Raw genomic sequence first — 14,386 nt, 5'->3', positions numbered from 1 at the left:
TTAACTTGAAAGCGGTTTGTCATAAATACGATACGTTTTATATACCGTCCCGCCGATGTTCGTGATGATGTTTCGCATCGTCGTATTATCTTCCAGTATCCAGGACAGTTCAAGTTTTTTGATACCGCACCCCTCCCCTGCCTCTTGAATATCGCCGATGAGCCGGTAAGCCAGGGCCGCGCCCAACAGACTGTCATGATATTGGCTGCGAACGCCCATTAGCGGGATTCGCGCAGTTTCAGGATATTTTACTTTCAGGCGCCATAACAATTTAAGCCACCCAAACGGAAAGAGCCTGCCGTTTAAATCACGAATCACCTCATTGAGGTTGGGAAGCACCAGCATGAATGCGGCCGGCTCCCCATTCACCTCGGCAATTCTAATCAGTTTATCATTGACCAGAAGTTTTAGATCCTTTCCAAGGTGGTCAAATTCTTTCTGCGTAAAAGGAACAAACCCCCAATTTCCGGACCAGGCATCATTGAAGATGTCTTGAACGATATTTAAATCTTCCTGAAAGTGCGCTTTTCGAAACGGTCGGGTGTGAACGCGGTTCCGGGTTCTTTTCATAATCAGCCGCATGGCTGCTGAATGGGTGAACCCCCAATCGATGGTGTAGCTGAATAAGTCCTTGGTCTTTTGATATCCGCACTGTTCAATATGCTTTTGATAGTAGGGCCGTGCATGCCCCATCATAATCGACGGTGGGGTGTCAAAACCTGCAACGAGTAAGCCGCATTCCTGGTTGATGGATAAATTAAAGGGCCCCCGTGCCCGCGTCATTCCTTGGCGTTGCAACCAGGTCTCTGCCGTGTTCATCAGCGCCTGAAACGTATCAACATTGTCCTCGGCTTCCAGCATGCCCCAAAAACCGGTGCGGTCCTGATACCGTTGAAGATGAAGTTGATCGATTTGAGCACTGATTCTTCCCACTGGTTTTCCATGCCGGTATGCGATCCAAAAACCGCAGCGGGCATGATCAAAATAGGGGTTTTTAGGGGAAAGATGCATCCGCCGTTCAAGCAGAAGGGGCGGTACCCACATGGGGTCGTCTTTGTACACCGGCCATGGCATGCGAATAAACGCATTACCTGTTTGTCTACTGTTTATTTTTTTGATATGCAACGGCTTGCCGGGAAGGCAGTAGTGCTTCTCCACCGCCTGTTTTTTTAAATTCATTTCTGTTTGCCTGTCGGTGAGCATCTTGGGTGGTCAGCAGGGTTGACTGTTTCAAATTTATTGACATTACAAAGCCTTTAGAACAAGGTCAATATGCAAAATGGGTATCGGTGGCATTTTCGAAAAAGCAATCATTCCAAAGGGGATGATGCTTATTTTCCCCTGCTTCCGCGCAGGTAATATTTATTCGTTTGATTTCAAATAGGTATGGGAGGGGTATGCTTATGAAGGCGATTGTCTTGAGCGCAGGCCAGGGGAAACGACTTTTACCATTGACTTCCGAATTACCGAAATGCCTGTTGCCGATCGGCGGAAAAACATTGATCGAATGGCAGATCGATGAGTTGAACAAATGCGGGATAACTCAGATCACGGTCGTAACGGGTTATCGTTCAGAAAAAGTCAAGGCGGTTCTTGACCGGCGTTACGAGCCAGGGCAGGTCAAGACCCTTTACAACGAGGCCTATGCAAAGACAGATAACCTGGTAAGCTGCTGGGCCGCCAGAGAGGAGATGACCGAAGATTTTCTTCTTCTGAACGGCGACACGTTATTTGAAAAGGGGGTCATCGCACACCTGTTTGCGTCGCCGCCCCTTCCGGTTACCGTGGTGGTAAGTTGTAAAGAGCGATATGATGCCGATGATATGAAAGTTGAAATGGCGGATGGCCGGCTTGTTAAAATCGGAAAGGATTTGGCTCCGGAAAACGTTCACGGAGAATCCATTGGGATGATATTGTTTCGTGGTCAGGGGCCCGGGTTGTTCCGATATGCCCTGGAAAAGGCCTTAGATAACCCAACGGCGCTTCATCAATGGTATTTATCCGTCATTGGTGAAATGGCCCGTGAAATGCCGGTATCGACCTGTTTGATCAACGGCCTGAAATGGTGCGAGATTGATTATCCGTCCGATCTCAAGCAAGCAGATAGCGTGGTTGGTGCTTGCGATGGGAGTATTGAGGTCGCCCAAAGTTTTAATATTGGATAGCATGTGATTATTGATCGTTATATCCAGCGTGAAATACTGAAACCCGCCGTGGCGACATGTACGATTTTAATTATAATTTACGGTTGTTATATCTCATCAAGGTATCTGGAAGATGCGGTCTACGGTCAATTGCCCGGTTCCACGGTGATCCTTTTAATTCTGCTCAGAGCGGCCATTGCATTGGAGGTGCTGTTACCAACCACTCTGTATGTATCCGTGGTGCTTGCCCTTGGCCGCCTTTACAGGGATTCCGAGATGGTCGCCCTCTTTTCCTGTGGCATCGGTATCCCGCGAATACTTAAATCCGTTTTTTTCCTTTCCATTATCGTCAGCATGATGGTTGCATCTCTTTCGGTTTACATTCGACCATGGGCCTGGCATTATTTTTTCGCGTTAAAGGCTCAGGCAAAAATGAGTTTCGATCTGACACGAATGAGGGGTGGAATTTTTTATGAAGTTGACAACGGGGAGCGGGCTGTTTTTGCAGATGCCGTCGACAATCAGAAAAATTTTGCGGATGGCGTGTTTGTCCAAACCAAACGAAACGATAAGCTTCAGATTCTGTATGCCAAGCGCGCTGAACAAGTTTTGGATGAAAAGACACAAACGACCCATATCCTGTTTCACAACGGCAGTTTGTACGAATTTCCGCGGCTCAGTAAGGAATTGCGAACGCTAAATTTCAAAAAATTGTCTCTGAAATTGGACAATCCCCAATCGCGTAATGCGCCATACGAGGTTAAAACGATTCCAACCGACAACCTCATCAGATCCGACCGTCTGGAAGAAATAGCTGAATTAGAGTGGAGACTTAGCGCACCGGTAGCCACTATCCTGTTAGCGCTTCTCGGCGTGCCGCTGAGCCGGTCATTTCCCAGAGAAGGCAAATACGCGAAGGTGCCGACAGCGATTTTAATTTTTGCGGGATACTATTATTTTACCGCGATTTTGAAAAAATGGGTGGAACAGGGGGTTATAGACCCCTTTCCGGGAATCTGGTGGGGTCAAATTCTCCTGGCCGGTTTGACGATCTTCTTTTTATACCGCCCAGCCGAATTTTTTCGCAGATAAACGGCATCATCTTTTCGGAATAGTCATCTTGCAGTGGGTTAGCAACGACCGTAAAAGAACTGCTTCATTTATGGATACCTATTCGTTTTTTTATGAAAACAATTGATTTATACATCGGAAGCAGCTTTATTAAATGGGTTTTCCTCCTCCTCGCCATTCTGGCGGTGTTGTTCAGTTTTATCGAGTTATTAACGCAACTGGACGATGTGGGAAAAGGCGCCTACGGGCTGGATAATGCCGTGATCTTTATGGCGCTGACACTGCCTAAACGTCTGCTCGATTTAATGCCCGTAAGTACCCTTATTGGCGGCATTATTGCTTTAGGGCAAATGGCCGACCAGAGAGAACTTCTCGCGATGCAGGCTGCCGGTATATCGGTTTTGAGGATCAGCGCGGTCGTTTTTGTGACCGGCATGTTATTGGTGTTAGCATCCGGTCTGACCACTGAAATGGTTGTGCCGGAGATGGAACAACGCGCCCACAACTCCCGGTCACGAGCGCTCTTCGGTACCGGGGTTACCCTGAGCGGAAACGGCTTTTGGGCGCGCTGGAATAAGTCCTATATTCATGTCGATAAAATGCTGTCGGAAAAAATTGCCGCCGATCTGGAGATTTTTCAATTTGATGCAGCGGGACGGTTACAAATGTTCACGACGGCTCAAAGCGCCGCCATACAGGATAACCACCAGTGGATTTTGCAAGGAATCACTCAAAAAATCATCACGAAAACCGGAATTAACATTCGGCATCCGGCCTTCTTAACCTTGGATTCATTTTTAAAGGCCGACCAGGTCAATTTGCTGATAATGCCCCCCTACAGCTTGTCAACGCCTGATTTGATTCTCTATATCAAGGCGCTGCGGGAACTCGGGCAAAATTCGGATCAATATGCGTTGGCCCTATGGCGAAAAATCAGCATTCCCTTGACCACGGGGGCGATGGCGATGCTGTCCCTTAGTTTCATATTCGGGTCAACCCGAAATATCAGTGCCGGCCGTCGTATGACAATAGGCACGCTTGTCGGTGTGCTGTTGTATTTTGCGGATCACTTGATAATGAACCTGGGCTTACTGTTCAATTTGAACCCATTTTTTACGGCAATGATTCCGGTTCTATTGATATCCGGGGGGGCGTTTTGGCGATTGCGTCGTGTCGTGTAACCCTAAACCGGCAAAGCCGGAAGCTGGGCGGCTGGGATGCTTGGCAGATAACAACCTTCTCCAAGAATACACGCTTTTTCGTACATGTTTCTGATAAAGGGCCTAAGAACCTTCCGGGCAACGATATTCATCAGCCGAAGCGGGAATGCTTACCCACCGGTTTTTTTCCGGAACAAAGCAGCGATCTTTTTTTGAATAAACACGCGCCGAAATGCTGATGCGCCACCCGTCCCCCGAGGGCGAAACCTGATAAACATTGTAACGGGCGCCCCGGCTACCGGTGTCGTCCGATGACGATGCCGCCGGTACGCCCACAACAGGGATAACGCCAGCGGGGGTTGGCAAGGTATGATAGGCGGTTGCGTGCGTATGGCCATGCAGCACAAGCTCCGCTCCGTAAGATGCAAGAAGCCTTCGTAACGCGGATGCATCGGTTAAGCGTTTACGCCTGCTGATCATTCCGGTAATGGGGGGATGGTGAATCGCTATAATGCGGAAAAGGTTCTGAGCAGCCGCCTGTTTCAGGATTTTTTCCAATTTCTTCAATTGGGGGACGCCCATTCGGCCGGTCGCCAGATGCGGGGCACAGGGATACGCCGTACACACACCGATTAAAGCGATATCGCCGCGTACCCGCAGGATGGGGAACACATCGTCAAGTCCGTTCACCGATTCGTGTGTTTGATACGCTGTGTCGGAAATCATATAGCTTAACCAGCCGGAAAAAGTTTGATGCCAATCGGTTCGAACATAGGCGTCATGATTACCGGGAATGACGGTAACTTGAGCCGGTGTGCTAAGGGATTGCAGCCACTTTTCTACTTTTTCAAATTCCGCGGGAAGGCTCAGATGGGTCAAATCACCCGTAATTAAAACATGATTCGGCTTCATCTGTTGCAAGTCTTTTTTGAGGATGGTAAGAATTTCATCCTGATACTTCGCTCCCCGATGCAATTTCCATCGCAGGTAGCCAAAAAGCCGCTTATTCATGAGGTGATGGAGTTCAATTCGGTCCGTGCAGGTGATATGCAAGTCGGAAAAATGAGCCAGTGAAAATGTGCGCCCTTCGCCTGGAACCCTATCCGCTTGAGAATTCCCGTCACCGGCACTTGTTTTATCAGAGGGGATAAACACCATCGTGCCTCTATAAGGAAAATAAGCTGGTTTTGCAAAACGTATTTCCGCTATTAAAGGAACCGCTATGCCATTATGCGTCTATTTCGTTCAAAAAAGCCCGGTTAAAATTTGGGGGCTTACGTCGTCCCAGCGCATCGAACGCGTATTAAAGGCTGCGGGTGTCGGTATGATTATAGATGACCTGAGCGCCTTGCATGACAACGACTCCGTTTTAATTTTACGAACCGACTATTTGTTTGATGACCGCTTGGTCAATTACCTGGCCGTAACACCGGGCATTGTTCTGCAACTAACACAAAACCGGACAGGGGTAACCGTTGCCGCGCATGTGTCTGCCGAATTGGCGCAACAAGCCATTCAAGTGATCGAAAACCCTATGATGGCGGCATCGCTGCCTGGTGTTCAGCCCTTGACGTTGGAAACCTTGCCGATCTCATTACACCAAAGCTTAAAAAAGTCGGAGCCCCCCTTTGTTTTGCCGATTTCGCTGGAATACCAGCGGAAGCTGGAACAGCGGCTTTTCCGTTGGTCTTATAAAGGCGTCACGGATTTGGTTACCAAATGGGTTTGGCCCATTCCGGCGCAATGGATGGTCGGTCAGTGTGTTCGTTACGGAATTCGGCCGAACCTGGTAACGCTGACAGGCCTGTTGCTGGTCATACTCTCCGGAATATTGTTTGCCATGGGTCATTTCGGCTGGGGATTGTTGACGGGATGGCTGATGACCTTTTTGGATACCGTGGATGGAAAATTGGCGAGGGTAACCGTCACGTCGAGCCGCTTTGGACACTATTTTGACCACCTGACGGATCTCTTTCACCCGCCGATCTGGTATATTCTGTGGGGCATCGGCCTAAAAACGTCTCACCTGAATGGGTTTGGAATTTCGGTACATACTGCTTTATGGCTGATTGTGACCGGGTATATTGCCGGCCGATTAACCGAAGGCGCCTTTAAATGGCGCCTGGGGAAATTCGGCATTTTTTGCTGGCGCCCGGTGGATTCCTATTTCAGGCTAATTACGGCGAGACGCAACCCGAACATGATGTTATTGACGGGATGCTTCATCATGGGGCGCCCGGATCTCGGGCTGGTGGCGGTTGCTTTTTGGACGGTGGCGACGAGCGTTTTTCTTTTGACGCGGCTGGCATGGGCCAGTTACGAAAAAAGCAGCCGGGGCCAGCTCGCGTCCTGGCTGGCAAATATCCCCCCGTCCTTGTATGATCAATCTCTTGCGGTTCGATTATTTACACAGCCATCAAGTGATTGATGGGCAAAAGGGGTATTTTTGAATAAAACAGGGGAATATTCTCGTTCCTCAGCAACCTTCAAGCCTGAGGATTCGGGATACAACGCTTTTAAGTTATCTCCGAATATACCGTTGCGAGCCGGTGTCATCAGCAACCCATCCAGCGGCGGCAACAAAAAGGGGCTGCGGGAAGTTAACAAAATAATAAGCCGTCATCCGCAGGTACTGCATCTCGAGGCAACGACGGTGACCGATACCCTAACGGCTTTAAAAGAATTTGCGCGTAATGGCATTAACCTCGTGGTGATTAACGGTGGAGACGGAACCGTTCAAACCGTTCTTACCGCCATGTTTTTCTGGAAACCATTCAAAAACATACCGCTGTTAGCCTTGTTGCGTGGGGGAACCGACAGTATCATCGCCCGAGATTCAGGGCTCAGGGGCGCACGCGATCAGGCGTTAACCAGATTGCTCAATTGGGTGAGCAAAAGAGAGGGGCCATGGCGTATGGTTCAGCGGACGGTTATGAAAGCGGACGTGCCTGCCCTCGATTATCCGCTGTACGGAATGATTTTTGGCGCAGCCGTTATTTATGAGGCCAGTGAGTTTTGTCATCGAAATCTTCATGCAAAGGGGGTAGGGGGTGAATGGGCGCCCGGGTTGACAGCCGCAAGATATGTGCTGGGTGTTATCCGCGGAGAGGCTACTTATCGGCAGGCCGTTCCCATATCGATTCGCACGGATCAGGGATTGAACCTGAAGAATGATTTTCTGATGGTATTGATCACGACGGTTGACCGCCTGTTTTTCGGGTTGCGGCCTTTCTGGGGAGTGGAGAAAGCGCCCCTGCACGTCACCTTGATCCATGATCGGCCGGAACATATGGCACAAGTTTTTTCGTTATTGGCCTTTGGCAAAGCCTCTCGCTACCGAAAACCGGAATACGGTTATTTCAGCCATAACGCCAATGAGGTGCGTTTGCAAATCTCCGGTGGATTCGCGTTGGATGGGCAATTGCATCCGCCTTCATCGTCGGGGCAGCACGTCGTCATAACCAACGGCGCCCCCGCATCATTTCTCATAGGGTGACTATGGAAATCTTCCCGCAGCTCAAGGCATTGATCCGTAACCAAACCTCGAAAATGGTTCTGCCCGGCATCGACATCCTTCGCGATACCTTATTGGCCCGGTACGGAAACGCCGTTCAGGCTATTTTGGTTTACGGCTCATGTTTGCGAAATCAAGATGCCAATGACGGTTTGGTGGATCTCTATTTGTTGGTGGACAGCTACCGCCATGCCTATCGCAACCCGCTGCATGGGATGCTAAATCAGTTGTTGCCGCCGAATGTCTTTTATATGGAAGCCAATGGTGAAAACAGCGTCATACGCGCCAAATACGCCATTGTCTCTCTGGCGGATTTTCAACAGGGAACCTCGACAGGCTGGTTCCATTCCTATTTGTGGGGCAGATTCGCCCAGCCCACCGGAATTGTATTTTGTCGCGATGAGTCGGTTGCCGACCGAATATACACCGCCTTTTCCCAAGCGGTCATCACGCTGGTAACCCGCGCCCTGCCGAACATGCCGGCGCAATTTGACGCGCGCATGTTGTGGTGTCGGGGGCTGTCGTTAAGCTATCGCGCTGAATTGCGTGCTGAGCGTCCGGAAAAACTGGTGCGTTTGTTCGAACGGCACTCGCCATATTACGAGCAACTGACCAGAATCGTGGTAAAAGCATTTCCGTATGCCGTTAACATGGTTGCCCGCGATGCTGCCTGCCACTGGCAAGCGCAAATCCCCCCCCGAATACGATGGATCAATCGATTGGCATGGCAACTAAGGTTTATCCACGGCAAACTGCTCTCCCTGTTGCGTCTGTTAAAGGCTCTTTTAACCTTCAAAGGCGGCATAGAGTATGTCCTGTGGAAAATAAAACGCCATTCGGGAATTTCGGTTGAGATCCCGGCGCATTTGCGACGAACTCCCCTTTTAGGACTCTGTTATATGTTTTGGAAGCTTTATCAAACCGGCGCCTTTCGTTAAGCTGTTCGTTGAAAATCCCATTTTACAATTGCAAGCAAAAGAAACAAACGGTTCATAATTTTGCTTTCTAAACCAAAAGGATTAAACCGGATTCCAAAACCTCATGATCGAATAGCAATGACCACGGGAGCATTGTCTCCAGTGCGGATTTCGAATGTTACGTTTCCCAAACCCAAAGCGGAACTATTCGTTTTATTAGGCCCTTTACCAGAAACATGCACGCCTTTGCGTGTATGTTCGCCGATGGTGAAAATGACTTTTATGCATCCCAGCATCCCAGCATTCGGCTTTGCCGGATTAGGCCTTTTTGCTTGGGTCTTTTGAGTGCAACATGGCTGAAAGCAGCTTTCCCTTTTGCTGTGTCACAACCTGCGAAGAGCGATGTACTTGTTCCGAAAAGAGAGGAATTAAAATTTGACGTGACAGGCTCCACATGTTACGAATAACAAAATTAGCGTAAACGCAAATTCGAATATTGCCATGGATGCTTTAAGAGGCACCAGCGGCGGGAATAGCAGATAAACCCGTATGAATTGATTTATCGCATCATTTTGCAAATTACAGACCACATATTGTTTTCTTTTTGATAGTCTATTGCATTGATACCTCGGAAAAACACTTCCGACGGATGAAAACTGCTTTCTCGTGCTGTCCGTAAAGAAACCGGAAATAACTCGGCGGTCACCGCACATCCTTCCCAAGCGACATTGCCGCATTTCCGGAATCGGTCATGTTGAACGCTTCTTGTCTGTGAATGGGGGCAAATTGTGCTGCAAACAGTTACAACATTTTGTTTCAATAATATATTTTTTATAGTAGCGCCCATTAAATGATAATTTCCATTGGAGAAATATTAGTCGATGTGTTCCCGGATTATCAAAGAATCGGGGGGGCACCATTCAACTTTGCTTATCATCTCAAGCAATTTGAATTTCCGGTGCGATTTTTTTCACGCATCGGCAAAGACGCCTTCGGCCGGGAAATTCGCGCGCTTGCAAGCGCTTCCGGCCTGAACCCCGAGGACCTTCAAATCGACAGTCAGCGGCCGACGGGCCGTGTCGAGGTACAGTTGACGGATCAGGGAAACCCGCGGTTTGTTATTATTGAAAATGCAGCGTATGATTTTTTCACATTGGATAAAACCATAACCGAAGTGCTTCATCTGCCGCCCCGAATGATCTATTTCGGTTCTCTGATGCAAAGAACCCGCAATGGATTTGACACGCTTCAACGAATTTTGTCGCAAAAGCATCCGGACACCCTATGCCTTTATGATATGAATCTTCGCCCCGGATGCGCGCAACCCCATATTATCATCAAATCGCTTCCCCATGCGGATATTTTAAAACTGAATGAAGAGGAACTTGAAATCACTGCGGCGCATCTGCGTCTTCGTCATGTCAATGAACCGGAAACCGTCGCCGCGCTGATGGCGCGTTTCAATATCAACATCGTGGCCGTTACTCGCGGCGCTGCCGGCAGCGCTTTATACACCGAAACACAACGACATGAAATTGCCGCACCCCCAGCAGTCGCCGTTGCCGACACGGTTGGCGCCGGAGATGCTTACAGCGCCGTATTGGCCGCAGGCGTTCTTTCGGGATGGCCGCCGGAGAAAATACTAATACACGCCAATCGCTTTTCAGCACATATCTGCAGTGTAAAAGGCGCCTTTCCGGCAGCCGGGCACATGTATGCGGAATTTCGGGCACAATTTGGGGAGACAATCCGTTGAAAAATAAGTTTTATATACAGATGTTCAGTATTCACGGGCTCATTCGGGCGCACCACATGGAACTGGGGAGAGATGCCGATACAGGCGGTCAAATTAAATATGTCATTGAACTTTGTAGCCATCTTTCACAACACGCGTTGGTTGATCGCGTGGATCTGTTTACCCGATGGATCGCCGATAAAGCGGTATCGGAAGACTATTCGCGCCCTATCGAAGTGGTAAACGAAAAATTCCGCATCGTTCGAATTCGTAGCGGCGGCACAAAATACATTCGGAAGGAATTATTATGGCCGCACCTGGATGAATATATCGACAAAACCGTCCGATTCATCAAGCGCGAATCCCGCCTTCCGGATGTGGTTCACGGGCATTATCCCGATGGCGGTTATGTTGCCATGGAATTGGCAAGAATATTCGGTGTTCCGCTTGTTTACACCGGCCATTCCATGGGGCGCGTGAAAAAAGAAAAGCTGCTGAATGACGGCATGAGCGAGGAGGACATCAACAAAAAGTATAAAATAGACCGGCGCATTTATGCCGAAGAAGACGCCCTGCGATATGCCGATTTAATTATTACCAGTACCCGGCAGGAAATTGAGAAGCAATACGGTTTGTACAGAAACAAGGATCTGCCCACCTACAAAGTGATTCCGCCGGGATTGGATCTTGAAAAATTTTACCCTTATTATCATGATTTTTTACCAACCAACGGGAAAGATGAACAAGCCGCCTATGCCCATGCATCCGTGCTCAACGAATTGAATCGGTTTTTTCTTCATCCGGACAAACCGATCATTCTCAGCCTTTGCAGACCGGATAAACGGAAAAATATACGGGGGCTTATCAAAGCGTACGGGGAGGATTCGGAACTTCAGGCCATGGCCAACCTGGCGGTTTTTGCCGGCATCAGAAAAGATATTACCCAGATGGAAGACAATGAGCGCGGTGTTTTGACAGAAATGCTGCTGCTCATGGACAAATACGACCTGTACGGGAAAATGGCCATTCCCAAGAAGCATGACTTTGAACACGAAGTGCCCGGAATGTACCGCATTGTTGCCGGGAAAAAAGGGGTTTTCGTCAACCCGGCGTTGACAGAGCCCTTCGGCTTGACCCTGCTGGAAGCCTCTGCCACCGGCGCGCCCATCGTCGCCACCAACGATGGGGGACCCAAAGATATTATAGAAAACTGTAAAAACGGCATCTTAATCGATCCTTCGGATACAAAAGCGCTGTCACAAGCAATTAAAAGCATTATCTCCAGCAGCGAAACCTGGGATCGGTTTTCAAAAAATGGCATTTTAAATGTTCGAAAGCACTACACTTGGCATCATCATGCCGACGAATACACCAACGCCCTGCAACAGCTTAGGCCCGATGAAACAACCAGTGAACTCAAGCACGCCGAACCGCCCGTCACCATCGGACGTCGATTGGCCAGCCTCAATTATTTTCTCATCACCGATATCGACAACACCTTGATCGGAAGCAATAATGATCAATTGGCCGCGCTGCTGGCTTTGATGGAAGAGAATAAAAAAACAATCGGCTTTGCCGTCGCCACGGGACAAACGGTCGACTCAGCCGCCTCATTTCTCAAAAGACACGGCGTGCCGGAACCCGATATCATCATCTCATCGGTGGGCACTGAAATTTATTTCGGCAAAGAATTGCATTACGGCAAGGGGTGGGAAACCCATATTTCCGACAAATGGGACCGGGGAAAAATCGTGCGCCTGCTTGAAAAATACGATTTTCTTGAATACCAGGAAGAATCGGCACAACGCAACTTCAAGATCAGCTATAACATGGATCCGGGAAAAGACCGCGTGGCAAGCATTCATAACACACTGTTGAATAACAGGTGCCGCTATTATCTGATTTATTCCCATAATCGATATCTGGACATTCTTCCCTACCGCGCTTCAAAGGGAAAAGCGATTCGCTATCTATCCTATCAATGGGAAATTCCGCTCACCAATATTTTGGTTTGTGGGGATTCGGGAAACGATGAAGAAATGCTCAGAGGCGATCCGCTGGCGGTAGTTGTCGGAAATTACAGCCCTGAACTTGCAAAACTCAAAGGGGCCAAACACGTCTATTTTGCGACGGCAGAATGCGCCGGGGGCATTTTAGAGGCGATCGATCACTATCAGTTTATTGATAAAGCAAAAGAGGGAACCGTATGACGCTTAAAAATCAGGTCCAACTCATCACCTATCCGGACAGCCTTGGGAACAATCTGGTGGAATTGCATTTCGTGCTTCGAAAATATTTACGCAACCGCATCGGCGGCCTGCACCTGTTGCCATTTTATCCGTCATCCGCCGATCGGGGATTTTCGCCCTTGCGATACGATGAAGTGGACCCCAATTTCGGCACATGGCGAGATGTGGAGGAAATCGCTCAGGACTTTGATCTTACCATCGACTTTATGGTCAATCATATTTCCCGGCAATCGGTGTTTTTTCAGGATTACATCACAAAGGGCACAAACAGCGAGTTCGCGGATATGTTTTTAAGCTTCAACAAGCTCAGCCCGGACGGCGAAATTTCTGTGGAGGACCTGGACAAGGTTTACACACGCAAACCCCGCCCGCCATTTACGGTCATCCAAAGGGCCGACGGCTCGAATGAAAAAATCTGGTGCACCTTTGAATTCGAGCAAATCGATCTGGATTGGCAATCGCCAAAAACCCTTGAAGTGATGAGAAATTATCTAATCCGCCTGGCAAGAATCGATATCAAGATGCTTCGGTTGGACGCCATTGCCTATGCGACCGTTAAAATCGGTACCGACTGCTTTTTTCAGGAACCGCAGATTTGGGAGCTACTTGAATGGATAAAAAATTATACCGAGCCTTTTGAAGCGGAATTATTGCCTGAAGTCCATGAAAATCATGAGTATCAGCTGCGCTTAGCCGAAAAAGGCTATTGGGTCTATGATTTCGCCCTACCGATGCTGGTGCTCCATTCATTGTATCACCACACCCACCGCCGATTGGTGGACTGGCTTAAAATCTGCCCGCAAAAACAAATCACCACCCTGGACACCCACGACGGTATCGGTGTGGTGGATGTCTTCAAGTTAATGTCCGAGGAAGAAATTGCAGCCGCGCTAAGCACGCTCGATGAAAAAGGCGGCAACGTCAAGCGGCTTTATTCCGGCCCCGAATACCAGAACCTGGATGTTTATCAGGTCAACTGCACTTATTATTCGGCGCTGGGGTGCAATGACGATGCCTACATCGCCGCCAGAGCAATTCAGTTTTTCACCCCGGGGATTCCGCAGGTGTATTATGTGGGCTTATTGGCCGGGAAAAATGACATCGCACTTTTGGAGCAAACCAAAAACGGCCGGGATATCAACCGCCACAATTATTCGCTTGATGAAATCGCGGAGGAAATCAAAAGACCGGTGGTTCAGCGGCTGCTGCGGCTCATGGAACTTAGAAATGGATACCCGGCATTTAACGGCACCTTTCATATTCAAAACACCAATGAGGACCGGTTGGGACTATCCTGGGTACTGCCGCCGTACCAGGCGCATCTGGATTTGGATCTGAACACATTTGACACCCGAATAACGTATTATGATCCGGAAACGGACCGGCAGGTGGAATTGAGAGCCTGAACCGAGCGGCGCCACACACTTGGCACAGAGTGGGTCATCAATCACATACCAGCGCTCAGGCCTGGATAGACGCCTAATCTGCCACTTAAACAAGTTTTGAGAAAGGGTGTGCTTTGAAATCGGTTTTTTTAAAAAAAATGAACCCGCTCTTGACAGCCCAAAAAATCAATTTAAATTTTTGCCAAAAGAA

General features: G+C 48.8%; 11 protein-coding genes. 9 read left to right on the top strand and 2 right to left on the bottom strand.

The features are described 5' to 3' along the window. Positions 1-1,179, bottom strand: a complete 1,179-nt coding sequence (locus RBT11_07955; protein ID MDX9786694.1) for an N-acetyltransferase — start codon at positions 1,177-1,179, stop codon at positions 1-3. A gap of 224 nt (positions 1,180-1,403) precedes the next feature. On the opposite strand from RBT11_07955, the gene RBT11_07950 reads away from it, so the two are divergent. The 3 genes from RBT11_07950 to lptG all read left to right on the top strand — a co-directional run bounded on the left by RBT11_07950 (position 1,404) and on the right by lptG (position 4,396). Next, a complete protein-coding gene (locus RBT11_07950; GenBank protein ID MDX9786693.1) occupies positions 1,404-2,165 on the top strand; it encodes a phosphocholine cytidylyltransferase family protein in 762 nt (253 codons plus the stop codon). Positions 2,166-2,168: 3 nt separating this feature from the next. Next, positions 2,169-3,236, top strand: a complete 1,068-nt coding sequence (gene lptF, locus RBT11_07945) for an LPS export ABC transporter permease LptF (GenBank protein ID MDX9786692.1) — start codon at positions 2,169-2,171, stop codon at positions 3,234-3,236. Positions 3,237-3,328: 92 nt separating this feature from the next. Beyond that, positions 3,329-4,396 carry an LPS export ABC transporter permease LptG gene (lptG, locus tag RBT11_07940; protein MDX9786691.1) on the top strand — a complete coding sequence of 356 codons (1,068 nt, stop codon included), beginning with the start codon at positions 3,329-3,331 and terminating at the stop codon, positions 4,394-4,396. A 102-nt stretch (positions 4,397-4,498) separates the two neighbouring features. Here lptG and RBT11_07935 read toward each other — a convergent pair whose 3' ends face one another. Beyond that, positions 4,499-5,533, bottom strand: coding sequence for a metallophosphoesterase (locus RBT11_07935; GenBank protein MDX9786690.1), 1,035 nt, complete (start codon positions 5,531-5,533; stop codon positions 4,499-4,501). Positions 5,534-5,597: 64 nt separating this feature from the next. On the opposite strand from RBT11_07935, the gene RBT11_07930 reads away from it, so the two are divergent. The 6 genes from RBT11_07930 to gtfA all read left to right on the top strand — a co-directional run bounded on the left by RBT11_07930 (position 5,598) and on the right by gtfA (position 14,196). Continuing rightward, positions 5,598-6,803, top strand: coding sequence for a CDP-alcohol phosphatidyltransferase family protein (locus tag RBT11_07930; GenBank protein ID MDX9786689.1), 1,206 nt, complete (start codon positions 5,598-5,600; stop codon positions 6,801-6,803). An 18-nt stretch (positions 6,804-6,821) separates the two neighbouring features. Further along, entirely contained in the window at positions 6,822-7,871 is a 1,050-nt protein-coding gene (locus RBT11_07925; protein ID MDX9786688.1) for a diacylglycerol kinase family protein, read from the top strand. A 2-nt stretch (positions 7,872-7,873) separates the two neighbouring features. Then, on the top strand, positions 7,874-8,827 hold the full coding sequence (locus RBT11_07920) for a hypothetical protein (GenBank protein ID MDX9786687.1): 954 nt from the start codon (positions 7,874-7,876) through the stop codon (positions 8,825-8,827). 829 nt (positions 8,828-9,656) lie between these two features. Next, complete coding sequence (locus tag RBT11_07915) at positions 9,657-10,562, top strand: carbohydrate kinase (protein ID MDX9786686.1); 906 nt, start codon at positions 9,657-9,659, stop codon at positions 10,560-10,562. Continuing rightward, positions 10,559-12,751 (top strand): HAD-IIB family hydrolase, encoded by a 2,193-nt coding sequence (locus RBT11_07910; protein ID MDX9786685.1) that lies wholly within the window; start codon positions 10,559-10,561, stop codon positions 12,749-12,751. The genes RBT11_07915 and RBT11_07910 overlap by 4 nt, the downstream gene beginning before the upstream one ends. Then, positions 12,748-14,196: a sucrose phosphorylase gene (gene gtfA / locus RBT11_07905; GenBank protein ID MDX9786684.1), complete on the top strand. Its 1,449-nt coding sequence runs from the start codon at positions 12,748-12,750 to the stop codon at positions 14,194-14,196. The genes RBT11_07910 and gtfA overlap by 4 nt, the downstream gene beginning before the upstream one ends. Positions 14,197-14,386: the final 190 nt, after the last annotated feature.

The sequence above is a fragment of the Desulfobacterales bacterium genome, assembly GCA_034003325.1.
Lineage (GTDB): Bacteria > Desulfobacterota > Desulfobacteria > Desulfobacterales > JAFDDL01 > JAVEYW01.
This window is presented reverse-complemented; position numbering and strand designations above follow the sequence as displayed.

Bases quoted from the DNA above. Each gene is read 5' to 3' on its own strand.
- RBT11_07955 (MDX9786694.1), bottom strand. From the start codon at position 1,179: ATGAATTTAAAAAAACAGGCGGTGGAGAAGCACTACTGCCTTCCCGGC.
- RBT11_07950 (MDX9786693.1), top strand. From the start codon at position 1,404: ATGAAGGCGATTGTCTTGAGCGCAGGCCAGGGGAAACGACTTTTACCA.
- lptG (MDX9786691.1), top strand. From the start codon at position 3,329: ATGAAAACAATTGATTTATACATCGGAAGCAGCTTTATTAAATGGGTT.
- RBT11_07935 (MDX9786690.1), bottom strand. From the start codon at position 5,533: ATGGTGTTTATCCCCTCTGATAAAACAAGTGCCGGTGACGGGAATTCT.
- RBT11_07930 (MDX9786689.1), top strand. From the start codon at position 5,598: ATGCCATTATGCGTCTATTTCGTTCAAAAAAGCCCGGTTAAAATTTGG.
- RBT11_07920 (MDX9786687.1), top strand. From the start codon at position 7,874: ATGGAAATCTTCCCGCAGCTCAAGGCATTGATCCGTAACCAAACCTCG.
- RBT11_07915 (MDX9786686.1), top strand. From the start codon at position 9,657: ATGATAATTTCCATTGGAGAAATATTAGTCGATGTGTTCCCGGATTAT.
- gtfA (MDX9786684.1), top strand. From the start codon at position 12,748: ATGACGCTTAAAAATCAGGTCCAACTCATCACCTATCCGGACAGCCTT.